Source organism: Chryseobacterium sp. A321 (genome assembly GCF_054489265.1).
This window is the reverse complement of the sequence record NZ_JBTMWZ010000001.1, coordinates 1,786,494-1,810,669: the sequence shown is the minus strand read 5'-3', so window position 1 is coordinate 1,810,669 and position 24,176 is coordinate 1,786,494. Positions and strand designations below refer to the sequence as shown.

Annotated in this window: 17 protein-coding genes; 7 read left to right on the top strand and 10 right to left on the bottom strand. The window is 42.2% G+C overall.

The window, feature by feature from the left end:
- Positions 1 to 14: 14 nt before the first annotated feature.
- The 7 genes from ACX3PZ_RS08420 to ACX3PZ_RS08390 all read right to left on the bottom strand — a co-directional run bounded on the left by ACX3PZ_RS08420 (position 15) and on the right by ACX3PZ_RS08390 (position 11,438).
- Entirely contained in the window at positions 15 to 2,303 is a 2,289-nt protein-coding gene (locus ACX3PZ_RS08420; RefSeq protein ID WP_459112529.1) for a GH92 family glycosyl hydrolase, read from the bottom strand.
- A gap of 206 nt (positions 2,304 to 2,509) precedes the next feature.
- A complete protein-coding gene (locus ACX3PZ_RS08415) occupies positions 2,510 to 3,676 on the bottom strand; it encodes a glycoside hydrolase family 76 protein (RefSeq protein WP_459112528.1) in 1,167 nt (388 codons plus the stop codon).
- 75 nt (positions 3,677 to 3,751) lie between these two features.
- On the bottom strand, positions 3,752 to 4,879 hold the full coding sequence (locus ACX3PZ_RS08410) for a SusE domain-containing protein (protein ID WP_459112527.1): 1,128 nt from the start codon (positions 4,877 to 4,879) through the stop codon (positions 3,752 to 3,754).
- 25 nt (positions 4,880 to 4,904) lie between these two features.
- A complete protein-coding gene (locus ACX3PZ_RS08405; RefSeq protein ID WP_459112526.1) occupies positions 4,905 to 6,530 on the bottom strand; it encodes a RagB/SusD family nutrient uptake outer membrane protein in 1,626 nt (541 codons plus the stop codon).
- 11 nt (positions 6,531 to 6,541) lie between these two features.
- A complete protein-coding gene (locus ACX3PZ_RS08400; protein ID WP_459112525.1) occupies positions 6,542 to 9,379 on the bottom strand; it encodes a SusC/RagA family TonB-linked outer membrane protein in 2,838 nt (945 codons plus the stop codon).
- A 478-nt stretch (positions 9,380 to 9,857) separates the two neighbouring features.
- On the bottom strand, positions 9,858 to 10,910 hold the full coding sequence (locus ACX3PZ_RS08395) for a LacI family DNA-binding transcriptional regulator (RefSeq protein WP_459112524.1): 1,053 nt from the start codon (positions 10,908 to 10,910) through the stop codon (positions 9,858 to 9,860).
- Positions 10,911 to 10,982: 72 nt separating this feature from the next.
- Positions 10,983 to 11,438 (bottom strand): cupin domain-containing protein, encoded by a 456-nt coding sequence (locus tag ACX3PZ_RS08390; RefSeq protein ID WP_459112523.1) that lies wholly within the window; start codon positions 11,436 to 11,438, stop codon positions 10,983 to 10,985.
- Positions 11,439 to 11,778: 340 nt separating this feature from the next.
- On the opposite strand from ACX3PZ_RS08390, the gene ACX3PZ_RS08385 reads away from it, so the two are divergent.
- The 4 genes from ACX3PZ_RS08385 to ACX3PZ_RS08370 all read left to right on the top strand — a co-directional run bounded on the left by ACX3PZ_RS08385 (position 11,779) and on the right by ACX3PZ_RS08370 (position 18,251).
- Positions 11,779 to 12,888, top strand: coding sequence for an ROK family protein (locus ACX3PZ_RS08385; RefSeq protein ID WP_459112522.1), 1,110 nt, complete (start codon positions 11,779 to 11,781; stop codon positions 12,886 to 12,888).
- 108 nt (positions 12,889 to 12,996) lie between these two features.
- Positions 12,997 to 15,036, top strand: a complete 2,040-nt coding sequence (locus ACX3PZ_RS08380; protein ID WP_459112521.1) for a dipeptidyl-peptidase 3 family protein — start codon at positions 12,997 to 12,999, stop codon at positions 15,034 to 15,036.
- A gap of 205 nt (positions 15,037 to 15,241) precedes the next feature.
- A complete protein-coding gene (locus ACX3PZ_RS08375; protein WP_459112520.1) occupies positions 15,242 to 17,071 on the top strand; it encodes a Xaa-Pro dipeptidyl-peptidase in 1,830 nt (609 codons plus the stop codon).
- 112 nt (positions 17,072 to 17,183) lie between these two features.
- Positions 17,184 to 18,251 (top strand): metallophosphoesterase, encoded by a 1,068-nt coding sequence (locus tag ACX3PZ_RS08370; protein ID WP_459112519.1) that lies wholly within the window; start codon positions 17,184 to 17,186, stop codon positions 18,249 to 18,251.
- A gap of 227 nt (positions 18,252 to 18,478) precedes the next feature.
- Here ACX3PZ_RS08370 and ACX3PZ_RS08365 read toward each other — a convergent pair whose 3' ends face one another.
- The 3 genes from ACX3PZ_RS08365 to ACX3PZ_RS08355 all read right to left on the bottom strand — a co-directional run bounded on the left by ACX3PZ_RS08365 (position 18,479) and on the right by ACX3PZ_RS08355 (position 22,641).
- Positions 18,479 to 19,549: a type I restriction endonuclease gene (locus ACX3PZ_RS08365; protein WP_459112518.1), complete on the bottom strand. Its 1,071-nt coding sequence runs from the start codon at positions 19,547 to 19,549 to the stop codon at positions 18,479 to 18,481.
- Between the two features lie 329 nt (positions 19,550 to 19,878).
- The gene (locus ACX3PZ_RS08360; protein WP_459112517.1) at positions 19,879 to 20,850 is read right to left on the bottom strand and encodes an alpha/beta hydrolase; all 972 of its coding nucleotides are present in this window, start codon (positions 20,848 to 20,850) and stop codon (positions 19,879 to 19,881) included.
- Positions 20,851 to 21,018: 168 nt separating this feature from the next.
- A complete protein-coding gene (locus ACX3PZ_RS08355; protein ID WP_459112516.1) occupies positions 21,019 to 22,641 on the bottom strand; it encodes a helix-turn-helix domain-containing protein in 1,623 nt (540 codons plus the stop codon).
- Between the two features lie 345 nt (positions 22,642 to 22,986).
- Here ACX3PZ_RS08355 and ACX3PZ_RS08350 point away from each other — a divergent pair, with 345 nt between their 5' ends.
- From ACX3PZ_RS08350 to ACX3PZ_RS08340, 3 genes are all read left to right on the top strand, one after another.
- On the top strand, positions 22,987 to 23,220 hold the full coding sequence (locus ACX3PZ_RS08350) for a hypothetical protein (protein WP_459112515.1): 234 nt from the start codon (positions 22,987 to 22,989) through the stop codon (positions 23,218 to 23,220).
- Between the two features lie 16 nt (positions 23,221 to 23,236).
- Positions 23,237 to 23,449, top strand: a complete 213-nt coding sequence (locus tag ACX3PZ_RS08345) for a hypothetical protein (protein ID WP_459112514.1) — start codon at positions 23,237 to 23,239, stop codon at positions 23,447 to 23,449.
- Positions 23,450 to 23,843: 394 nt separating this feature from the next.
- Positions 23,844 to 24,167, top strand: coding sequence for a hypothetical protein (locus tag ACX3PZ_RS08340; protein ID WP_459112513.1), 324 nt, complete (start codon positions 23,844 to 23,846; stop codon positions 24,165 to 24,167).
- Positions 24,168 to 24,176 lie beyond the last annotated feature (9 nt).

Here is a 24,176-nt window from a genome sequence, read left to right as displayed (position 1 = left end):
ATTATGCTTTAATATTATTTTTCATTGGAAAGCGAATATGGAAGGTCTGAGGCGCGAATCTTTCGTGTCGTGTTCGGCCGTTCACTCATCTTAAATTCAATCTTCGCTCCTTTCATCAGTTCCCTGTTGCTTAGGTAGAGTTTGGTGTAGGGTTTTCCATTCACTTTCATGGATTCTACGTAGCGGTTTTTGGCACTGTTTTCCGGCGCTGCAATTTGAACGGTTTTTCCATTTTCTAGCGAGAGCGTAATGTTCTTAAATAAAGGGGCACCCAGGGTATACTCATCGCTGGCTGGGGTGACGGGATAAAAGCCCATTGCTGAGAACACGTACCAAGCGGAGGTCTGACCGTTGTCTTCATCCCCACAGTATCCGTCCGGATGCGGACTATAAAGTCGATCCATGGTTTCTCTAACCCAATACTGCGTTTTCCAGGGCTCTGCACCGTGGTTGTATAAGTAAATCATGTGCTGGATCGGTTGATTTCCGTGGGCGTACTGTCCCATGTTGGCCACCTGCATTTCACGCATTTCGTGAATGACATGGCCTTCGAAGTTGGTTCCAAAGGACGGCGGAAGAGTGAAGACCGAGTCCAATTTTTTAACGAAGTTCTCTCTTCCCCCCATGAGATCGATAAGCCCTTGGGTATCGTGAAACACGCTCCAGGTGTAATGCCAAGAGTTCCCTTCTGTAAACCCTTCAAACCAAACAAACGGATCAAACGGCGTTTTAAAACTTCCGTCTGAATTCTTAGGACGCATGAGCCCCGTGGTGGGATCAAACAAATTTTTATAATTGAGACTGCGTTTTTTGTAAAGGTCAATTTCCGCCTGAGGGCGCTTTAATTTCTGAGCAAGTTTGTAAATAGCGAAATCATCGTAAGCATATTCTAAAGTCCGTGCTGCACTTTGATTCGTGATGTCGTGGGCTACGTAGCCAAGGGCATTGTATTCCTTCACGCCGGCTCGTCCGACGGCCGTCAGAGGACCTGCATTATTAGCGCCATGAAGCAGTGCCTCGTAGAGGGTGCTAATGTCGTATTTGTGGGTGTCTCCAATCTTTAAATAAGCCTCAGAAACCACGGAGGCCGAGTTGTTCCCCACCATAATGTTTCTTAAGCCCGGACTGCCCCACTCGGGTAGCCAGCCGCTTTCTTTGTATGCGTTTGCAAGTCCCTCTTGAATTTGAGAGTTTAAAGTAGGGTACATTAAATTCAAGAAGGGGAAAAGCGCTCGAAATGTATCCCAGAATCCCGTATCGGTGAACATATAACCAGGAAGCACTTTTCCGTTGTAAGGGCTGTAGTGGAACACTTCTCCTTTTTCGTTATACTCGAAGAATTTTCTAGGAAAGAGCATGGAGCGGTATAGACAGCTGTAAAAGGTCGCCGTCTGTTCGTAAGAGCCGCCATCGACTGCAATCTTGCTAAGCTCTTTGTTCCAAAGCGCTCTACCGTCGCTTTTAATTTGATCAAAACTTCGATCTGCTGTTTCTTTTAAGTTGAGTTCTGCCTGTTCAAAACTGATAAAGGAGGAGGCCACTCGCGCTTGAACAACTTCTCCGTTATTCGTGTTAAAACTCACCACGGCGCCCGAATGGTCGGCTTTCATTTCGGCTGCTTTACCAAGCGTGTCCCCGTTAAAAGTGTGTAAATCGGTGAAAGGCTTGTCAAAGACAATGACAAAGAAATTCTTAAAATTCTGGGGAACGCCTCCGCTGTTTTTTGTGGTGTACCCTATTATTTTATTTTCTTGGGGAATCACTTTCACATACGAGCCTTTATCAAAGGCATCGACCACGACGTGCGCTTTTTCTCCTTTAGGAAAGGTAAACCGAAACATAGAGGCTCTTTCCGTAGGTGTGATCTCGGTGGTCATGTGGTAATCGGCCAGATACACTTTGTAGTAATACGGCGAGGCGGTTTCCGCCTTATGAGAAAACCAGCTTTGTCTCTCGTCTTCTTTAAACTTAATTTCTCCGGTGGTCGGCATTATGGAGAACTGACCGTAATCGTTCATCCAAGGTGAGGGTTGGTGCGTTTGCTTAAAGCCTCTAATCTTCGTAGCACTGTAGGTGTAGGCCCAGCCGTCACCCATTTTTCCCGTTTGAGGCATCCAGAAATTCATTCCCCAGGGTAAAGCAATGGCAGGATACACGTTCCCGTTACTCACTTCGTAATTGGAATCCGTACCCATTAGGGTATTGACCCAATCCACGGGCTCTTTGTGGCTCTCCACCTGAATTTCCTGAGCGCTGAGACTGAGGAAAGACAGAAAACATAAACAAACTAAAATGCGATTCATAATCTTTTTTCTTTAAAAGGTTTCTTTTGGATCTTGAGTCCAAGGAGCCTATTTATTAAAATACAGTTCTCCTGCGATAAGATTTTTAGGTCTGACGTTCGGGAGAACTGTGAATTTAAGAGTTTTTATTGGTGTTCACCACTGGGGTGTGTCACTTTACTCTCAAAATGGGAGGGAAATGTCAAATAGCGTCTGCGGAGCTCAGATTAACGAATCAAGTCCTGTTTTTGAAGTTTCGCTGCCGCCTCCAAAAGCATAAGCCCACTGAGCTGCGTCGTTAGGTCTGTTTTCCCTGTAGGGGCTACAGCCCAATTGGATCCACTCATCATCTTGGGTCTAGCGATTCCTTTTTCGTAGAACGTCTTGGCATTGTACCCTAAAAATTGAAGCATTGCCGATTGATCACTCGAATTGAGTTCAGTCTTCCCGATGAGTTCCGTGAGGTATCGCACGCCGATGCCTTTAAATAAACCGCCGTCCCCTTGACCTTCGTCTCGAAGCAGGCCATTGTCCACCAGTTTCCCATGGCTTATCAAGGCTTGTCCTGTTTTCACTGCATCTTGGAGATAGGTGAGCTCCCCTGTTGCGGCGTGTAAACGTAGACCGGCACCAATCCAAGTTCCCATATTGTAGGTAAATACCCAATCTTTATTGGTGGTCTGCACCCCATTTACTAGAGACACGTTATCCCAAACCAAGCCTGTAGAAGCCTCTATTAAATGCTCTTTTTGCCAAGCATAAATTTTCTGAGCCCACTCCAAATATTCGGGTTTGGGATCCAGTTTATAAAGTTCCATAACCAGAATAACGGCGGGAGCATTGCTTACGGCATTTTTGCTGTAAGGTGTGTCTTTCTTCCAGGCGATTCCACCACCGAAAACGTCGCTCCAGCTCAGTTGAATGCTTTTCCACAATTCGGTTGCCACCAGTCTGTAATCCGCATCGCCCGTGGCCTGGTAAGCCCGGAGTGACGAAAGTCCTAACCATAGCATGTCGTCGTTGAAAACATTCTCGTAGGTGCCTCCGTTTTTAATTTTAATCCCATCAAAAAGAGCTCGCATTTTGGCTACGTAATTTGGGTCTTTTGTTCTGAGGTAGGCATCAACCAAAACATCCAAAGCATGGGCGTTCGGCCAATAATGAAAGGCGGTACTTCCTTCGTTGTTTTCAACAAACGTATTGTTGCTACCTAAAAAGGTATTGTAGGTGGCCACTTGCATGCTGTCCGCTGTGGCCTCGTAGTTGATTTGAGCGGTGCCAATGGGTTCCAGACTTGGATCGCGAAGAGGCGTTCTTTCGTCCTCGCATCCGATGAGCACACCTAGGCCAAATGCAAGAAAAAGAAGGGGTTTGATATTCGTTAGTTGTTTCATTTTATGCTTTTTTATACTCCCTTAAAGAAGTCCGTTTAAGGAGCTCTTTAAGGGAGAACTTAGGGGTGATTAAGTCTACTTGACCGTGAAGCTGTGCGTGTAGGCAGGTACGGTTGCGCTCATATCTATGAAAGCGTCTACGGTAGCCATGTCCAATTCCGAAGCGAATTTAAAGGAGTTTTGCCAGTGGTCGCTGGTGACCGGAACTAAATACCAGTACGAATCCGCTGAATCGGCTGTTGGTCTCTGGTTGTCGCTATTGACACTTCCAAACCATTCTTCAACGTTAGTTCCTTCTTCATTCACAAAAGTGTACTTGAATTTGTATCGTTCGTCACGACCCCAACTTTGCTGATAGAATTCAATGGCCTTATCGGAAGCTTTCCAAATCGCATTGCCCTGGTACTGATATTCAAACAGGAATTCCCCAGCAGGTGCAAACCAAAGTTCAATTTTCGCCACTTCGTCCATCGTGTATTTTCCATTGCTGAAATCCACTTTAATTCGATAGACTTTCGTGTCTCCACTGTGGGTGGTTTCTCCCTCTGTACTCAGCTTGGTTCCATCTAAGTAATAGAGTTCAGGAGTTCCCGATTTACGAGTGGCCAATTGGAAAGTTCCCGCCTTGAGCTCGGTGTAGATCTCGTACTGGCTACTGCTTATTTTTTTAAATGGTAAGGCGGCCTCTAAATTAGCACCTCCTTCCGTTGCCGTACCCGTGATGAACAGTTCATCCGGAGTCGGATAGCCTGCCGGTCGTTGCACCTCAATGGTTCTAAAAACGTTTGATTTCTTCACGTTTAGACCCTTGGAAGAGAACACGGTCCAAATCAGTTTGCCAATTTCTTGTGACTTGATTCCGGCCAACGTGGCGATTTGGTTGAGTTCGGTAAAGGATAGATTTAACGTGGTTTTAAAACCGTTACCATCCGCAGGCACCACTTTTATCGGTGAGGAGAAATCTCCCCCTTCTAGGTCAAAAGCGACTTCGTAGAGCACCACGCCGTTGTCTTCGGAATGGGCACTCTGCCACTCGAAAAGGGCTGAGCTGTTCGCACCTAAATTATAAAAAGTAAGATCGGAAGGCGAATAAAGCTGTTCTACAGCCGAGACTTCGGTATGGCTTACTTGATCGTCGTCCCGGCACTGGACCGTAAGGAGCAATAGGCATATAAACGCCAAGGTTGAATATAAAGTTCTCATTATAAATAAGTTTTTGTCAATTAAATTAATAGCCAGGATTTTGGGTTAAAGCAGTATTGATTTGACGCTCGGCTCTAGGGATTGGCCAGAGGTAGTGCATAGAAGGGTCAAAGTTTCTTTGACTCACTCTTAGGTACCCATCGTCCTCGCTAGGAATTCCAAAACGTGCGCCGTGAGCCCAACCATTCAACACCTGCTCAGAAAGCTTCCAGCGTCTGATATCAAAAATTCTTAAGCCTTCCATGGCCAGTTCGGTCCGTCGTTCGGTTCGGATGAGATCACGCATCTGGGTCTGTGAAAGACCACTTGGATAAGCGGTCGCACCAGCATCGGTGAACCCGGCGCGAACGCGAAGCGCTTTAATGGTTTCGTTCCAGGTGGTTTGGGAAAATTGCCCCAATTCGTTTCTTGCCTCGGCGTTCATTAAAAGGACATCGGCATACCGAATAACCATTAAATTCAAGCCACTTTGAAGTCCCGAAAGGTGGGTAGGATCCCAATACTTACGAGTATAGTATCCCGTAGTGGTCTTGGAGGAACCCGCCTGGTATTCGTCTAGTCCAGCTCCCGTTGGATCGGTGTTTGGTTTAATGTAAATGGTTTTTACTGCACCCGATTCGTTTTTCCATTTGTATTGGTCGTAAACCACCGTGGCGGTTAGCCTGGGGTCGCGGTTCTCGTAAGGAGCTTCCTTGTCAAAACCACTACCCGATTCTGAGATGTTCTTACCGTTTAACATCACATAGCTATCCACAAGTTCCTGGGTGGGTGCAAGGGCATTGAGACGTGCGCCTGCAGAAAGCGGAGCCATATCAAAGAACTCATTCCACATTCTTTGGATTGGAACATATTGGATGCTGAAGATATCCTCATTGCTGTACTCATTTTCGGGTAAGAAAAGACCACTGTACGACGGGAATAAACCGTAAGAGCCTTTCTCTTTATTGATTAGACGATCTGTGGCCGTGACCACTTCTTGCCAACGTCCTTCGTAAAGAAGGACTCTCGCTTTTAGAGCCAAAGCCGCGCCGGATGTGATTTTTCCTCGTTCCGCCTCTGCGTACTGGTCTTTGGTTGGAAGAACTGCCATGGCATCATCAAGTTCGTTAAGTACGAATTCAATGACTTCTGCTTTTGGAGTTCTTACGGCTGTTGAAGCCTCTTCCAAAGTGGGATCGGTATGGAAAAGGGGTACATCACCAAACCAGGTCGTGAGCATAAAGTAATGGTAAGCCCGAATCACTTTAGCCTCTGCTTTCATGCGCTCAATCTTGATGGGATCGGCGTCCTTAATTTTATCAATATTTTCCAGGATTAATACGCAGCTTTTAATACCCGCGTATCGTTGATTCCATTCGTCCTTAAAACGAGGTAGAGAGGCATCAAACGTTCCCGCTGCAATGGAAGCAGCTCCCGCTTCATCTCCTCTACCGTTTACCGCATTATCGCTCAACGCTTCGTTATAGAAGAAATGATGCGAGCTTAAAATCTGCATGTAAGCATTATTAAGAGAAGACTGCGCTTTCTCGATCGTGGTCCAATAGGTTTCCTCCGTGAAACGGTCTTCAGGCACCAAATCCAGACCTTCGCAACTTGTTAAAAAGGCTAGCCCTACAACCAAACTGTATTTATATAGTGTTCTGTTTATCATGATGTCTTAAATTAAAAAGTTACGTCCATACCAAAACCATAGTAAATCGGCGTTGGATACGCTCGACCCGAATTTGCCCCACTAGATCTTAGGTTGTTGTTAAATTCAGTCAATTCAGGATCGACGAACTTCACCTTGCTTAAGGTGAGGAGGTTCTGACCTGAGAAATAAATTCTAAGATTGCTCAATTTCAAATTTGTGAGTGTAGACTCCGGAAGAGTGTACCCTAACTGCACGTTTTTAAGTCGAACGTACGCTCCATCGTAAAGGTACATGTCGCTGCCTCTTCGGAAGTTGTTCGTGTTGCTCATGCTGCCGTTATTAGCCAGGCGTGGGTAGTAGGCACCCGGATTGGACGGACTCCAATAATCCAATTGATGGGTGTACATGGTCATCCCATAATTGTAATGGAAAGGCTCTATCATTTCCCCACGAATCATCATGGTTCGTTTGCCGACGCCTTGTGCAAAAAGACTCAAATCGAAGTTTTTGAACTCCACGTTGTAGGTAAGTCCAAAGGTATAGCGCGGGAACGGATTCCCAAAGACCACTAGGTCCTTATCGTCAATGACCCCATCTTCGTTAATATCCACATAACGGTTGTCTCCCGGTTGCACGCTAAGTCCAACAGGTACCGCCGCACCTTGAATTTCCTCGTAACTTTGGAAGATTCCGTCTCTTTGAAGCCCAACATAAGAATTGAAAGGCAACCCTTCTCTAAGAATGATTTGAAGTTCTTCCAATCGGGTTAATCGTTCCCTTCCTTGGAAATCCAGCACTTCGTTCTTGCTGTCGGCCAGGTTAGCGGTCAAACTGTGGCTAAAAAGTCGTCCTCGATGTCTCCAGTTGGCACTTACTTCCCACCCTTGATTTCCTACTTTACCGGCGTTGTAGTTTGGTAACGAGGCGCCATAGGTACCCGGAACTTGAGGGGTTACTAGAATATCGCTAGTAACTTTATTGAAGTAGTCGGCCGTGAGGGAAAGTTTGCCTTTAAAAAAGTCTGCATCAAACCCTACATTGAACGTGGCTGCTTTTTCCCAATGAATATCGGGGTTTGCAAAACTGTAACCGGTTCCACCCACGGCGACGTTGTTGTAGCCGTACGCTGTTGGAAACGTGAAGTATGTGGTTTGATACTGATAATCGCCTACGTTTTGATTTCCTAAGATTCCGTAAGAACCTCGAAGTTTAATATTCCCGACCTTCTCTTGGTAATTTTGCATAAATTCCTCTTGGGTGATTCGATACCCTAGGGTTGCAGATGGGAAAAATCCCCAACGTATGTCTCGTCTGAACTTGGATGATCCGTCGTATCGAAAAGCCACTTCGGCAAAATACTTGTTGTTGTAATCGTAAGAAGCTCTACCAAAGAGTGAGTTTAGGGAACTTCGGGAGGAGCTCATATTCGAATTGTAAGAATCCGGATCGATCTCAGTTCCAGTGACGGGAGTTCCTAGCTCTGGATCGGTATAAAGCCTATAGAGTCCGATGCCGCGATCCCTGTGATTTTCATTGCTGACTCCCACAAGGGCATTGAGGTAATGACTTCCAAAGGTCTTATCAAATTCCACCATTAGCTGGGTGTTTAAGTCCAGGCTTTTTCTATGCTGATCGCGTGTGTTTTGGTCTGCACCATAAACTCCTTTGGGTGAAAAATCCACGCGCATGGTTCGGCTGAACATGTTGTTTACCCATAAATGACCACCGAAAACCGCCTTAGCTTTCAAATAATCGGTGATTTCTAGTTCAGCGCTGATGCTTCCTAAAATATCGTCGTTATCGTAATTTCTAAAGCCTCCCTTTTCTAGGATACCGAGGGGGTTAAATTCCTGAAGGACGTCGTTTGTGAGATAATTTCCGTTCTCGTCTTTCTGTTTATAATAGAGGGGAACTCTAGCCGCATCTCCTATAAGGGTCGAGGTGTTGTAGGAATGGTCTTTAATCATCTGCTTAGCGTACGCTAAGTTTGAGCTAAGTTTTAAGCGTCCAAATTCGTTATTCAAGTTAATCCGGAAGTTGTAACGCTCCATGCCTTTTGCAGGACCCACTAAATTACTTTCTTGATTTAGATAGCCAGCCGAGACTCGATAGGTGGAGGCTTCAGACCCACCGCTTACCGACACATTGTAGTTGCTCTGCATCGCAGGTCGTACAATTTCTTTCGCAAACCATTCGTAATCGCCTTGCTCCTTTAATTGGCGAATGTCTTCCGCGCTGTAAGGTGCCGCACTTAATCCCGCATTATAAGCGGATAAGTTTCGCAGCATGGCGTTTTCATACCCCTTAACCGGTTGGGTAAAGTAATGCGGAATATTATACCCTAAAAGCGTGTTTAGATCGACCTGCATCAGTCGACTTTTCTTTCCTTTTTTGGTCGTAATTAAAAGCACGCCGTTACTGGCACGTGATCCGTAGATCGCAGCACTACCCGCATCCTTTAATACCGACACGCTTTCAATATCACTCGGATTTAGGGCGTTAATATCGCCACCTACAATTCCATCAATCACCACCAGGGGACTGTTGTTCCCAAGGGTACTAATTCCTCGAATGTTGATGTTAATACCAGCACCCGGTTCGTTGTTGCCTTGCTGAATCGTCAAATTGGGTGCTTTTCCCTGAAGGGCCTGCGTGGTACTGGTGTTTGCCCGTCCTTTAAATCCTTCGCTCTGAATTTGATCGATGGCGCCAATGACCTTGGTTTTCTTCTGAGTACCATAGGCTACCACGACCACTTCTTCAATAGCCGCTTCTTTCGTACTGTCCGACTTCAACTGCTGGGCGAAGAGAGCGGGAGCCGAGAAGAAAATGGCGGCAGTGGTTAAAACTTTAAAATTATTTCTCATATCAAAGTTACTTATATAAGTTCTCTATATAAAGTGGGTCTTAATTGACCCCTCCATTCCGAATCGGATAAAAGACCGTTTAGCCTTGCACTAAGTTTAACTCTCCCCTTCTTTTGTCTGCTTTAGGGCTGACTTTACAACCGTTTCTCAGATGGCGAATTAAGGCATTGCCTTGAGTCTGAACCTGAGCGTTTATAAATGATAAAGGATGCGTTTACACACCAAGTTAACTTTTTGTTAAGTTTTGTTAACTTTTTGTATTGAGTAAATATACTAAATCGATTTAAAAAACAGCATATTTGTAAAAAAAAATTATTTTGGTCACAAGAAAGAATAAAATACAATGAATAGAAAAAATCCTTGAACATAATTCAAGGATTAAAAAGATTATTGAGAAGTATAAAAACACAAAAATGACATACTTTGTGATATTTTAACGAAAACTAGACCTAAAACGTAGTAAACCGATTTAGTAAGGTCAATTTTGGTTATTTTCCACAGAGCTCGAAGAAGGTTGAGAGGATTCTCTCTCCATAAGCTCTGCATTTAGAATCACTTTACGCGCACCAAGCTGCACGTTCTTGCGCTTTAAAGCACCGAGCATAAGGCGCATGGTTTCTGCGCCAATCTCTTGCAAAGGCTGGGCTACAGCTGTAATGGATGGGTGGTATATTCTGAAAAAGTCATTATCGTCGAAGGCCACCACACCGAGCTCACGTGCAAAGAGCTTGTTTTTAATGCGAGGGGTTTCCAGACCGGACTGAGTCAGGTAGTTGGTAGCGAAAAATAAGGAATCTATTTTTGAGTTTTTAACCATGAACGAATCAATCAAATTCTTCCCCTTTTGTTCTCTTGCTTGCGCAAACGGAAGATTTAGAACCAATGGGCTAAGCCCCTTCTCTTCCATCGCATCTTCGTAGCCTTGGAGACGGTCTAGCATTTGGGTCTGCTCCAAATCAACCGTTACAAAAGCGGTGCTTGTATACCCGTTGCTTAGCAGATGCTTCGTAGCGGAATAGGCAGCCTGTCGGTTATCGATGACCACCGCATTGCTCTGAATATTCTCGTAAAGACGGTCCACAAGAACAATGGGTACATTTTGTTCACTAAGCTCCTCTATAGCTTCTCGGCTTCCCGCAGGCGGAACGATAATGTACCCGTCCATCATGCGAAACTTGAAATATTCAATTAGCTCTGCAAATTTCTGATCGTTATTTTCGTGACTGCAGAAGATCACCTTGTATCCTTTTGAATAAGCAATGTCCTCAATAATACGGGCAAGTCTTGCGAAGAAATTGTTGCTAATATCCTCCACAATAAGGACCAGCGTGTGAGATTTCCCAGTTCGAAGACTTTGCGCAATGAGGTTGGGTTTGTAATTAACCTTCTTGGCATAGTCCAGGACTTTTTTAGTCAGCTCAGGGCTGATGTGTTTTTCTTTTGCCTTGCCGTTAAGGACGAAGGAAACCGTGGTCGTTGAAATATTCAAGTCCGAGGCCATGGTTTTAATCGAAATTCCCTGCTTTTTCATCTGTGTGGTTATCTAGCCATTAAAGATAGGCGATTGTTATTTGAGGGCCAAAAGTAGCCTGAAAACAAGCGCTTAGCGTCCGAAATCGTCCTGAACGCGCACGATATCGTCTTCGTCTGACGGGTTTAACGCATCCGTGTGAAGCCAAATTTCAGCCACAATACCCCACTCGTTTAATCCCACGAGTCGATGACGCTCGCCTTGGGCGAGTTTCACTTGATCGCCGGGGTGAAGTTCCATAACTTCGCCTTGCATGTCGTTCGGGCTCCGTACAATACCCAGAGTGCCTTCAACGACTTGCCAAATTTCAGCGCGCCGATGATGATACTGCCAGCTTAGCTTGCTGTGGGGAGCGACCACTAATATTTTTGGACTCAATTTCCCACCGATCTTTAGGTCGTTGACATCCAGTCCGTCAAAAAACTGGTCGGAAAAGGCTTGAGCCTGAGTCTCATCCATAACGTAGAAGCCACCCCAAGGACGCGTCATGTCTTTGGTTACCGCTCGAAATCCATGACTGTGAAGCATCTGCTCCACCTTTTCAAAAAACTGTTCTTTCTCCGTGTTCATGCGATTATTTCTTTTTTAGAGGCTATAAATTTAGGCCAATTGGCCCTTAGCCTGTGCATTCTAATGCTTGTTTTCTTATCTAGGCTTCGATTTGAAAGGATTAACACATTCACTATAAAAGTGCCATAATAGGACTAAGTGCCATAACAGTAGCGCTTTAGAACATATGAAGACAGGCGTTCCAACCAAACGAAAGCAAAACTTTATGCAAAACTAACTTAAAAATCTGAAATTACTAAAAGGATTTAGTAAAATTTGAGTAATATTGCACCAACCTATTGTCCAATAAACTACGACTATGGATATTTATAAAAATCAGAGCGTTGTGTTAACCCTTGATGCGGGTGGAACCAATTTTGTATTTTCAGCCATTAAAGCGGGGAAAGAACTTTTCAGCCCCATTGTACTGCCTAGTAATGCCCACGATCTTGATCTGTGTTTAAAAACCATCATCGAGGGATTTGAAAAATTAAAAAAGGCCGCTCAGCCCGACGTACCGGTTGCCATCAGTTTTGCTTTTCCGGGTCCAGCAGACTATAAAAATGGAATTATCAGCGATTTAATGAATCTTCCTTGCTTTAAAGGCGGGGTTGCTTTAGGTCCTATGCTCGAAGCGCATTTTGGGATTCCAACCTATATAAATAACGACGGTGATTTGTTCGCCTACGGTGAGGCCATTGGAGGTATGTTGCCAAGGCTCAACTCCGATTTGAAATTAAAAGGTGCAAATAAGCAGTATTCAAATCTAGTGGGTATCACCCTAGGTACAGGGCTTGGCTGCGGGATTATTCAAAACCAAAAAATTATGGGTGGAGACAACTCCGCTGGAGGAGAAATCTGGCTCGTGCGGAATTTTAAGCATGCCGATATTTTGGTTGAAGAAAGTGTCAGCATTCGTGCCGTTCAAAGGGTTTACGCCCAAGAATCTGGCGATTCAGAGTTCAGAACCCCTGAAGATATCTACTACATCGCTATAGGTCAGAAAGAAGGTCATAAAAAGGCGGCTTTAGCAGCCTTTTCAGAACTATCTACCATGTTTGGCGAAGCACTTGCCAATGCCCTTACCCTACTCGACGCTCCTGTGGTGATTGGAGGAGGGCTTTCAGGGGCTAGCGATCTTATTCTGCCTGCAGTCCTTAGACATTTAAACGGAACGATTGAAAACCTGAACCAGGAGAAAATGCCTAGACTCGTTTCTAAAGTATATAATATGGAAGATCCCGATTCCTATGCGCAATTCCTCGATTGGAAAACTCAGCAAATTCCAGTGCCTTTTACCGATCAAAGCGTCTCGTACTCCGCGGAAAAGAAACTTATTGTGGGCCTTTCTAAAATGGGAACCAGTAAGGCTGTTTCCCTTGGGGCCTATGCACACGCACTTTCGGAGCTCCGGGAAGCGGGTTATTGAACTGGAATAAGCACGCATGAGGGTCCTATTTGAAAAGCCAAAAGAAGTATATAGGACAACCTAGGACCTGTTATTTTTGAAATAAATACCTTTGTGTAAATCTATGGTATGAAAAAAACAAAATTGACTCTACTAGCCCTTGCTTCCGTACTGCTCTTTTCTTGTACGACGCAAAAGGCCCCTACAGCACAAAACTCTTCACAAGAACAAAGCACGCATACGAAGTCCAATAGTGTGGATCGTTTTGCAGATATCGAAGTTCTTAAGTACGATGTCCCGGGCTGGGATAACTTAACTCTAAAGGAGAAAGAATACGTATACTACCTAAGTCAGGCGGGATATTCTGGTCGTGATATCATATGGGATCAGAATTACAAGCATAATTTAAAGATCCGTCATGCCCTCGAACATGTTTACCAGAATTATAAAGGAGACAAGTCTTCTGCAGAATGGAGTAATTTTGAAGACTACTTAAAACGGGTTTGGTTCTCGAATGGAATCCACCATCACTACTCTAACGAAAAGATTAAACCTACTTTTTCCAAGGCCTATTTTCAGGAGCTTTTACAGAATTCAAATACCCCAATGGATGCGGCCCTAGCCGATTTACTCTTCAATGACAAAGACTCCAAAAAAGTAAACTTAGACTTAAGTAAAGGTCTGTTAACCGGTTCAGCTGTGAACTTCTATGGCGAAGGAATTAGCTCAGAAGAAGCTTCTGCATTTTACGGAGGTATGAAAAGTCCGGATGCAAAACGTCCGTTGTCTACAGGGTTAAATTCAAAACTTGTAAAAGAAAACGGAGTGCTTAAAGAAAAAGTTTGGAAGAGCGGCGGGATGTATGGAGCGGCCATTGACCAGATTGTCTCTTGGCTTGAAAAAGCTAAAAATGTAGCCGAGAATCAAAAGCAGGCAGATGCGCTTGCGTATTTAATCAAATACTATAAAACGGGCGATTTAAAAACCTGGGATGATTATAACACCGCCTGGGTCGCTGCAACCGATGGAAACATTGATTACATCAATGGATTTATTGAAGTGTATAACGATCCCTTAGGTCACAAAGGAACCTTTGAGAGCATCGTTCAAATCAAAGACTTTGATATGTCCAAGAAGATGGATGTGCTTTCCAATCAGGCGCAGTGGTTCGAAGACCATACTCCCTTAATGCCAGAACATAAGAAAAAGAATGTAGTGGGTATTAGTTACAAAACTGTGGTTGTAGCCTCAGAAGCGGGCGATGCTTCCCCCAGTACTCCTATTGGGGTAAACCTTCCAAATGCGGATTGGATCCGTGCGGAGCACGGCTCTAAATCCATCTCACTTGGAAATATTATTGACGCCTACAACGCGGTAGGAGGAACTAGCCGCCTGCAAGAATTTGTAAACGATGAAAAGGAACTTGAACTGGCTAAAAAATATGGGGAGCTTGCAAGCAAACTCCACACGGCCCTTCACGAAGTAATTGGTCATGCCTCAGGACAGATCAATCCAGGCATTGGTACTCCGAAAGAAACATTGAAAAGCTACGCCTCCACCATGGAAGAAGGCCGAGCCGACTTGGTAGGTCTGTATTTCCTATACGATCCGAAATTGCAGGAACTTAACTTGGTAGACGATTGGAAAGCGATTGGAATGTCCGCTTATGACAATTATATCCGGAATGGACTGATGATGCAACTTGTGCGACTAGAACCGGGAGCAGACATTGAAGAATCTCATATGAGAAACCGCCAATGGGTTAGCGCCTGGGTCTTTGAAAAGGGACAAAAAGACCATGTAATTGAAAAAGTCGTGCGGGATGGGAAAACCTATTTCAACATTACAGACTACGATAAACTTCACGACCTATTCGGACAACTTCTTAGAGAAACGCAAAGAATCAAATCCGAAGGAGATTATGAGGCCGCTAAAAACCTAGTTGAAAATTACGGGGTGAAAGTAGATCAGGCTATTCATAAGGAAGTGCTTGCCCGTAGTGCGAAGTATGAAAACGCGCCGTATAGTGGGTTTGTAAACCCCTACATTAATCCGGTAACAAACAGCAGCGGTGAGGTAACCGATTATGAAATTTCTTACCCTAACTCTTTTGCAGAGCAAATGCTTCAATACTCAAAAGAATACGGTTTTTTACCTGAGAACAACTAAATAGAATTTAATTTTAAATCAAGCGCAAGCCACTTTTTTGGAGTGGCTTTTTTATGTTCATAATTTTAAAGAAACTGTAGAAATCAAAAAAAAGACATAAGGCCCGCTGAATTCGCAAAGAAATTATATCTTTATACACTAATAGCTACTGTCCATGGGGTTTTCCCCATCGAAAGGAGTTCCACTACTGACATAAAAATCCATCATGAATAAAGTATTTCGAAAAAGCGTATATCTCGCTTTGCTCACGGGCTCCCTTTGCTTAGGGGCTCAAACCGTCAAAAAAGCAGCTCCTATTTTTGAAAACGGACAAGCGCAGATTGTCCCTGAATTTAAAGATGCCGAGAAATGGATCCGCACGGATTTATGGGTTGAAACAAGTTTCGATACCGATGGGGATGGCAAAAAAGACCGAATGTATGTGGATGTCACCCGACCTTACCAAACCGAAAGTGAAGGTCTCAAACTTCCTGTCATCTACGAAACAAGCCCTTACTATTCTGGCGTTGCACCCGATGTGGAAGGAGGATTTTGGGATGTAAACCATGAATTAGGGCAGCCTGCCGCTAAACCCCGTGTGCATGCTGAGGTGACAAGGACGGGAACACGTCCCATCCTATCCAACTCCCTTATTGCCACTTGGGTTCCGAGGGGCTTTGTTGTGGTGCATTCGGCTTCTCCTGGAACCGGATTGTCACAAGGCTCCCCAACAGTGGGTGGAGAAAATGAATCCTTAGCGCCTAAAGCGGTCATCGATTGGCTTAACGGTAGAGCCAATGGGTACACTTCTGCAGACGGAAATGAAAAAGTAAAAGCCTATTGGACCACAGGAAAAGTCGGCATGACGGGAACGTCTTACAACGGAACTCTTCCCCTTGCTGCGGCGACAACCGGTGTAAAAGGACTAGAAGTAATTATACCTGTGGCTCCGAATACATCTTACTACCATTACTACCGCTCGAACGGACTTGTTCGTTCCCCGGGTGGTTATTTAGGAGAGGACGTGGATGTGCTTTATGATTTTATTCACAGTGGAGAGGAATCAAAGCGCGCTTATAGCAATGCGAAAATTCGTGATACGGAAATGAAAAACGGGATGGACCGTCTTACCGGAGATTATAACGATTTCTGGGAAGGACGAGATTACTTAAACCATATGCCAAAAATGAAAGCTGCGCTGCTTATGTCCCATGGTTTTAACGACTGGAACGTAATGCCGGAGCACAGCTACCGAATCTACAAGAAAGCCAAAGAAATGGGTCTTGAAACCGCCATCTATTACCATCAAAATGGACACGGAGGTCCACCGCCAATGGAGATGATGAACAAATGGTTCACCCACTATTTGTTTGGTGTGGACAACGGGATTCAGAAGGAAAAAAGCAAAGCTTGGATTGTAAGAGAAGCGGATGAGATGGATAAGCCTACGCCTTATGCCGATTTTCCAAATCCTCAGGCCAAGTACGTACCCTTCTATTTAACCAAAGGTGCGCCGGAGAAAGGAGGCTTATCCACCACAAAAACTTCTACAAATGCAAAAGAAACGCTAGTAGATAACTACTCCTTTTCAGGAGAGAGTTTAGCTAGGGCCGACTATACGAATCACCGGCTACTTTATGTAAGCTCAAAATTAGAATCTGATATTCATATTTCAGGAGTCCCTAAAATCACTGTGAAATTGGCTAGCAATAAACCTGCTGCCAACTTATCGGTTTGGCTCGTATCCTTGCCCTGGAATGATTCTAGAAGATCTAAAATAACAGATAATATCATTACCCGCGGTTGGGCCGATCCACAGAACCATGCTTCTCTTAGAAAAGGAGAACCCTTGGTTCCAGGTAAATTCTATGAAGTTACCTTCGATCTGCAACCAGATGATCAAATCATCAAGAAAGGCCAACAAATCGGACTCTTAATTTTCTCCAGTGATAAAGAATTCACTATTCATCCAAAACCAGGAACAGAACTCACTGTGGATCTAGACGGAACGACCCTTACCCTACCTATCGTAGGCGGCAAGGCGAATCTTAAGTAAAAAAAGATACATTAAACGAATGAAGTAGAGTTCGTCCCATTTGAGAGTCTCAAGGGAAAAACTCTACTTCTTTTTTTTACTACCTTTCACTAACTCAATTAAAACCTCAAAAATGAGAAAAATCGTACTGCAATTTCTAATGGTATTATTTGGTTTTTCAGCATTTGCGCAGACAATTTACGACGGCCCACACGTCACTTATATCCAAGGAGAACCTTGGGCTTCAAGTGTTGAAAAAGGCATAGCCTCAAAAATTGAATTAAAAGATAAGAAGGTGCAAGTTAAATTTGAAAATTCAGATTATGATTTCACAGTCCCTTTAAAAAGGTCTCTTAAAAACGAGCCTTCTGTTTTTAAGCAACCGAAGAAGATGTTTGTCGTCTCGGATTTAGAAGGTCAGTTTGAAGGGTTTAGAACCCTTCTAATAGCCAACCGTATCGTGGATAAGAATTACAACTGGACCTACGGAAAAGGACATCTCGTGATTTGTGGGGATTTGTTTGATCGGGGTAGCACCGTAACGGAAATCATGTGGTTACTTTATAAATTAGAAATGGAGGCTAAAAAAGCAGGAGGCTACGTGCATACGATTTTAGGAAACCATGACATCATGAACCTTTCTGGGGATTTGCGTTACCTTCATCCCAAATATTTGGAATCTGCGGAGCTAATGGGCGTGGATTACATGTCCTTATTCACCCCAAATACTGAGCTGGGTCGTTGGCTAAGAACCAAGAATACCATAGAGAAGATTGGGGATAATTTAGCAATGCATGCAGGCGTATCTCCCGTTATTAACGAACTTGGATATTCCATTGAAAAAATCAATGAACTTTGCCGTCCCTTCTACGATCAGGTAAAAGTTTTAAAAGGTGTAGGTGATCCCAAAATTGATCCCTTTTTCGTAGGGAAAAGTTCCCTGTTTTGGTATCGAGGGTATTTCATTGAACCCAAAGCTACAGAAGCGGAGGTCAAAAGAACGCTAGAATTGTTTGACGTCAAGCGCATTATTGCGGGACATACAATTCTGGAAGGCAATGTGGCCTTTTATTACGAAGGAAAAGTTCTAGGCGTGGATGTGAACAGGCATAAAGGAGACCATCAGGCTGCTGTTTATGAAAATGGAGAATGGCATGCTGTAGATGATAAAGCGAACAAGCGATCCATCCAGTTTCAATAAGCATTCCGCTTCATTTGGTTTAATGTTCAATTGATTCGAAGACCTTTTGGCCTTATGATGAGAGTGTCTGGTTTTTCTTGATATGAAATCTTGGAACACAAAAATTAAAACCGTCAAGAATTAGTCTGAAGACGGTTTTTTTTTGCACCTAGGTAGGTATTATGTCAATAACCAAAATAATTAATTTTGGGCGCAAACTGCTACATAGTCATATGAATCATTAATGCCTAATAGTTTTCAATGGTCGAAAGCAATTCACTTCTGAAATTGTAAATATCCTCTAATGAATTTAAAAGTTTTCGTTCACCATTATCTTTTCCATGATTTAATAGTTCCAGATATTTATTTGCAGAATTAAAATGCAAGCGACAGATTGGCTTACGATTATTATCATCTAATAAAATCCCAAAATAAGATTGTGTATCCCGAAATGCAATACGCGAAGCAGGAAGTACTTCGCGAAGTATTGCTTTTATAATTTGAAATGCTTCAATCTCATCTTCTGTCGTAACAAATTTAGGGTTTTCTAGGTCCTTAGTAATGTCATCAATTTCACTGTCTTGCTTAGAATTGACCGCTTCATTTAAACTTAATGCATTTTTAAGTCTAAAGTTAATCGATTCATTAATTGAATTAGAAAACGCTTTTTTAGTGTATTCTTTAAATAAGACCATTCGGGATGCAATAAGCGGTTTGTCAAAAAACCGACTGACTAATAGTTTCACAATTTCGTCAGAGGGCTGCTGTAGCTCTTTTTCAAATTCAGAACGAATTCCTTTAATATACTTGAGAGACTCTGCAGAATCCAACAAAGCTTCTAAATTGTAACCTTTTTTTGTGAACTTTTCTATAATTTTAAGACTAGAATCTTTTAAGTTAGCCAAATCGAGCGTGAAAAATGGTTTTTCGTCCATTATATTTGGTTGCTCTAAATCAGTATAGAAATTATATTGATGTCCATTTGTTAGGACACCAAATCGAGATTTAGATACGTGGTAATAGCGATGAAGTTGGGAATTATGGGCATCGATTTTTTCCTTCCAATGCTTACATTCAATAATTAGAATAGGTTGGTCATCTCGTTTAATAACGTAATCAATTTTTTCTCCTTTTTTTGTCCCTATATCACAAATGAATTCAGGAATCACTTCCGTGGGATTAAAGATATCATATCCCAATATCTGAATGAATGGCATAACAAAGGCGTTTTTAGTCGCTTCTTCGGTATTAATTTGATCTTTGAGTGTGTCAACTCTTTGGAACAATTGTTCTAATTTTAATTTTAAATCTGCTTCCATGGTTATTTGAATTGGTGTTTGTTATATTTTTAAAGATTTTTAAATTATAATAATTTGATTAAATGCTAGGTGATAGATGCTAAGATACTAAATATTAGTTGAGGTTGTAGTGCCGTTTTTATCAGGAAATGACCAATGAAGTAAATTAACATTTACCCTTGAAATAATTTGAGATTGGCGCAATAGTACGATTCGAGTACTAATTACAGACAAAAGCATATTTTATGTATTCCCGATAGTTCTCCTATTTCAGGACTCACGAGGATTAAAATAGGTTACCGATTTCCTGCAGCTGTCCTATCAAAATGTGAGTGTTTTTTTGAACTACTTTACTGCAAGTTCGTTAAAAACTGTAGCGAGCGATCCAAGGCTTTTTTCCCATACTCATTCATCGTGAACTGATATTCGTGACCTAAACCAGGGCTTAAATTCGGGTCATAGAACAGTTCATCAGTTTTAATTCCAATATCTTTTAATTTCTTGGCAAAGAATAAGGATTGATGAAGAAGTGGATCCTCATTACCCGCGGAAATAAAAGATGTTGGGAAGTCTTTGGTTAGATAATTTGCGATGGAGGTAGTTTTTAAGGAGGTGTCTTCCTTCAAATTTTTGGTACCCAAATAAGACCAAGAAACTGTCTTGGTAAAGAAATTAGGCGCTTCACTGTCCATTAACACTTTAAGGTCATAAAAGCCACAATAAAGGATCAATCCTTTCACTTGGTGAGGTTTTAAGCCGGGCTGAAGATTGAGCTCTTTGGCATACGCAGGATTCGTGATGCTGATTGCGGTTTGAGCTGTGATCATGGAGCCGGCGGAATCCCCTCCTAAAATTATAAAATCCTTATCTACAAAGTATTTTTCATGATTTGTTGAAATATATTGCAATGCTTTGCTTACCTCAAAAAGGGGTGTCGGGTATTTCTTTTCTGGTGCTATGGTATAATCTAGTGTGATCACCACATAACCTTTAGAGGCTAAAATCTTAGCGTAATTTTCTATCTGTCCTTTAGAACCTGAAATAAAACCCCCGCCATGGGTCCAAATAATGGTGCGCAGCGGCTTCACTGTTTTAGGATGAAATACATCAAAGGTTAAGGAAGGATTTGAAGTGTCAAATTGCTGATTTTTGATAGAGATGATTCCATCGGGAACTTCTTTTTCAAGTGCACTGTTGGCTTTCTCTCCATAATAATTAAAAACGGAACGAATGGCAAGTGCGCCAGGCCATGGGGAAACTTGAAACGCCGTAAACCCAAGAGCAAGGAATAACGCAAGACCCAATAGAATTTTCTTTATCATAGCTTTGTTTTTTGAAGGGTGACTCGACTGCAATTTAGTCAAGTTTTATCAAAGTCTCTACCTTCGTGAAAGTTACGCTAAAATCACCTAGCCTAATGCGTCCTGAATGGTATAGAAAGAACATTAGTTCTGTTAGACGGCTTGAAATCAAAGCCCTATCAATCTCCCTTACCCGTCTCGGTCCTTTTTAATTCGTTCATAATATTCTGTTGGAGTCATTCCGAAAAAATCGTGAAATAAACGAGTGAACGTTTGGCGGCTTGTAAAGCCAGCCTGCTCTGCAACGCCCTGAACTGACAAATTCATGAGTTTTGCAGACTCATTTATTTGCCTTGCCGCATACTCCAATCGAAGTCGATTGATATAGGAACTGAAATTTTCTTTTTTTGTAGTCTTAATCACATAGCTAATAAGCCTAGGGGGTAATTCAAGTTGTTGTGAAACATCCTCTACTTTAATCCCTTTCTGTACAAAACCTCGATCTCTCTCAAATTGATTTAATGCAGGTATTGCGGAATTAATTTGATTTTCTGTAAAAGGTTCGGAGGGCCCCTCTACTGTTCGTAGAGCTGTTAAATCAAGAAGCTTTCCCTTCCTTAGTATGACGGATCTTTTTGGTTTGAAATAGATAAGTAAAAAAAGGCCCCCACCAATGGAGAGAATTATCAGAAGTTGAATCATACGGTCTTTCATCGATTCAGCATTCGTTCTTGATTTGACCCTATCAGTAGCGAGGTCAAAATCTCGTAGGACGGTTGAGGCCATGTAAGCCGCCTCTCTATTTCCGATACTATCTAATTTGACTAGTTGTTTTAAATAATAGTTTTGGTTCTCATGGTCAGTCTTCGATTCAATGCTTTGGATTAAGTACCTATAATTGGATCGAAGTTCCGGTTCAAAGAACCCGTACTTCGAAAACAGGGAATCCACGATCAAAAAATGTCTCTTGGCATTTGCCATGCCATATGCCGTGTTATCTATTTGAAGTATAACTTTCCCTAAATAATAATGAGTCAAGGCAAGGGCTGTAAAATCCTCTTCATGCTTTAGAATTAATAAAGCATCAGAAAGAACAGAATAGGAGTTTTTGAAATCCTTAGTAAGAAGCAGATCCATTCCACGGGCTAACATGAACTTCCCTCTTTCTTCAGAATAGTCCTCTAATAAACTTAGTTGCTTAAATCCTTCCGAAATAAGATCACGAGCTTCTGAATATTCTTGTAAATGACGTTTAACAAGGCTTTGTTGATAGAGAGAATTCAAATAGCCTTTGGTCATATTGTGACGCTCGTTTGAATGCAGTTCACCGTTCTCTAAATTCCTTTTGAAATAAGCCACGCCCTGCGCAAAATGAGAATCCGCTTCCCCGTAAAAACCAAGGTATTTCTTAACTAAGCCAATGTGAAACTGAATTTTGTAATTTAAGTAGGAATTTTTTAATTTTTGAGCGGCAGTATTAGCCTTTTTATATTCATCAAGGGCCTTTCTGTAATCCCGGAAATTATAATAGTAAACGATACCCTTGCCTAAATAAGCTTTTGCCACTAAACTTTGGTCTTTCGAAAGCTTCGCTGCGATTAAACTACTATCCGCATAGTGCAATTTTACGTCCCTGTCTCCCATAAAGTACACTGCGTCCTCATAAACGTAGGTTAGATGGTAATAATCTTTCTGGAATTTTGCAACCTTTATACTCTGATTTAAAGGCACTAGTGCCCTCACGTCATTTTCAGAAAAATGACCGTACAACTTCTCATAATAGTCATAGTTTTTGGTAAAACCTTGCGACATTGCACAGTTTGAGACCAAAATCAGGACTAAAAAAGGGAACGGATTACGCATACTCGCACGATATTCATAAAATTAAAACTTTTTTTCAATTATTTTCGTTCTTTTAGTATGCTTTGCATAATACAGGCAAATTACCACACCTGAATACATAGCAGTTACATATTTATGATTTTAAAAGAATTTTCGTTTCAAAAAAGAGGGAACGGATTATGTAGGCGAGGGAACGGATCACGATCCGTTCCCTACCCAAAAATTTTCATATGCTTGAATTACATACATTTATCCCAAGAATTCTATCAATAAAAAATCAACCGGCCGGGCTAATCTTAAAAAAATTAACCCATTATGAAAAATCAAACCTTTCAATTTGCAGCCTTCAGTGGCTTAACATTTATTTTACTATCAAGTATTTTACTATCGTGTCAAGATCGCGATTCGATGCCCGCTTCTTTAAAAGTGGAAAATTCGACAAGTACTCTGTTAAAACCTCAGGACTTAACTCTTGAAGATGACAATAAGGATACAACCAAATTGCCCCCAAAAAAAGACAGGCAGCATTGGATAGAAACTGAGGGTTAAATAAAATCCCAAATCTATGAGTACTCATAAACAGGGGATTCCTTACAGGGATTTCTTCTTTGAAAAAGATCCCATTGTAATGATAGCTTATTCTGGACAGAAGTGTCCATGCGACGGAACTTGGGAAACGATGGGTACACCTAAGACTCGAATTGTCCTAGCCAAAGACCAACTCACTCCCTCCTATTTGAGAAAGAACGTCTATTGGAAACTCCGAACGAAAGGATAAGAATGAAGGGCTACTCGAGCCATCTTGGCTGAGTGCTGTATCGATTTTTATTGAGCATAACTTACCCTAAAGTTTAGAGTCACCAGTCCTGTTTTTGAAAACAAGAATAAGGGTCTTGAAACGTAAACTTGGGAGTTATGATGAGTCTACCACGGATAGCAATATGTGGAATCTATGGTTACAAACATAGACCGACAAAAAAGATATTGAGAAGGTGCGCAACTTCTTAATTGCATGCTGCAGCATGATTGACAACTGTCAACTGTAAATTCCAGTTGGCTACAATGTACAAGGGAGAACCTATTGTTCTCCCAAATACATAGCAACCGATTGACTACAAGTAGTCAAGTACCAAATTTATTAATATTTATTTTAATCATTAAATTTTTAAACAATGAAAACCATTTCATTTTTCAGAACCAACGCAATGTTGGTAGTTGCCCTGCTAACAGCAGGAATTACAATGTCATTTCAGATAGCAGAGAACAGTCAGAATGCTGACGATGTTGTGTATCACTACATTGGGACAGATATGACTGAAAATTTCAATGACGTGAACAATTGGAGTACAATCAATAATTCTAACCCTTGTGGGGTAGAAAAAGTACTTCCTTGCAAAATCACGTTACCAGAAAACGTCAGTTTATCAAGTGTCTTGGGATCGAACAGTAATTCGATAATCCTTGATCTATCTGAAGGATTCAAATCTGAACCTTAAAAACGTTCA

Bases quoted from the DNA above. Each gene is read 5' to 3' on its own strand.
- ACX3PZ_RS08420 (WP_459112529.1), bottom strand. From the start codon at position 2,303: ATGAATCGCATTTTAGTTTGTTTATGTTTTCTGTCTTTCCTCAGTCTC.
- ACX3PZ_RS08415 (WP_459112528.1), bottom strand. From the start codon at position 3,676: ATGAAACAACTAACGAATATCAAACCCCTTCTTTTTCTTGCATTTGGC.
- ACX3PZ_RS08410 (WP_459112527.1), bottom strand. From the start codon at position 4,879: ATGAGAACTTTATATTCAACCTTGGCGTTTATATGCCTATTGCTCCTT.
- ACX3PZ_RS08405 (WP_459112526.1), bottom strand. From the start codon at position 6,530: ATGATAAACAGAACACTATATAAATACAGTTTGGTTGTAGGGCTAGCC.
- ACX3PZ_RS08400 (WP_459112525.1), bottom strand. From the start codon at position 9,379: ATGAGAAATAATTTTAAAGTTTTAACCACTGCCGCCATTTTCTTCTCG.
- ACX3PZ_RS08395 (WP_459112524.1), bottom strand. From the start codon at position 10,910: ATGAAAAAGCAGGGAATTTCGATTAAAACCATGGCCTCGGACTTGAAT.
- ACX3PZ_RS08390 (WP_459112523.1), bottom strand. From the start codon at position 11,438: ATGCTTCACAGTCATGGATTTCGAGCGGTAACCAAAGACATGACGCGT.
- ACX3PZ_RS08385 (WP_459112522.1), top strand. From the start codon at position 11,779: ATGGATATTTATAAAAATCAGAGCGTTGTGTTAACCCTTGATGCGGGT.
- ACX3PZ_RS08380 (WP_459112521.1), top strand. From the start codon at position 12,997: ATGAAAAAAACAAAATTGACTCTACTAGCCCTTGCTTCCGTACTGCTC.
- ACX3PZ_RS08375 (WP_459112520.1), top strand. From the start codon at position 15,242: ATGAATAAAGTATTTCGAAAAAGCGTATATCTCGCTTTGCTCACGGGC.
- ACX3PZ_RS08370 (WP_459112519.1), top strand. From the start codon at position 17,184: ATGAGAAAAATCGTACTGCAATTTCTAATGGTATTATTTGGTTTTTCA.
- ACX3PZ_RS08365 (WP_459112518.1), bottom strand. From the start codon at position 19,549: ATGGAAGCAGATTTAAAATTAAAATTAGAACAATTGTTCCAAAGAGTT.
- ACX3PZ_RS08360 (WP_459112517.1), bottom strand. From the start codon at position 20,850: ATGATAAAGAAAATTCTATTGGGTCTTGCGTTATTCCTTGCTCTTGGG.
- ACX3PZ_RS08355 (WP_459112516.1), bottom strand. From the start codon at position 22,641: ATGTCGCAAGGTTTTACCAAAAACTATGACTATTATGAGAAGTTGTAC.
- ACX3PZ_RS08350 (WP_459112515.1), top strand. From the start codon at position 22,987: ATGAAAAATCAAACCTTTCAATTTGCAGCCTTCAGTGGCTTAACATTT.
- ACX3PZ_RS08345 (WP_459112514.1), top strand. From the start codon at position 23,237: ATGAGTACTCATAAACAGGGGATTCCTTACAGGGATTTCTTCTTTGAA.
- ACX3PZ_RS08340 (WP_459112513.1), top strand. From the start codon at position 23,844: ATGAAAACCATTTCATTTTTCAGAACCAACGCAATGTTGGTAGTTGCC.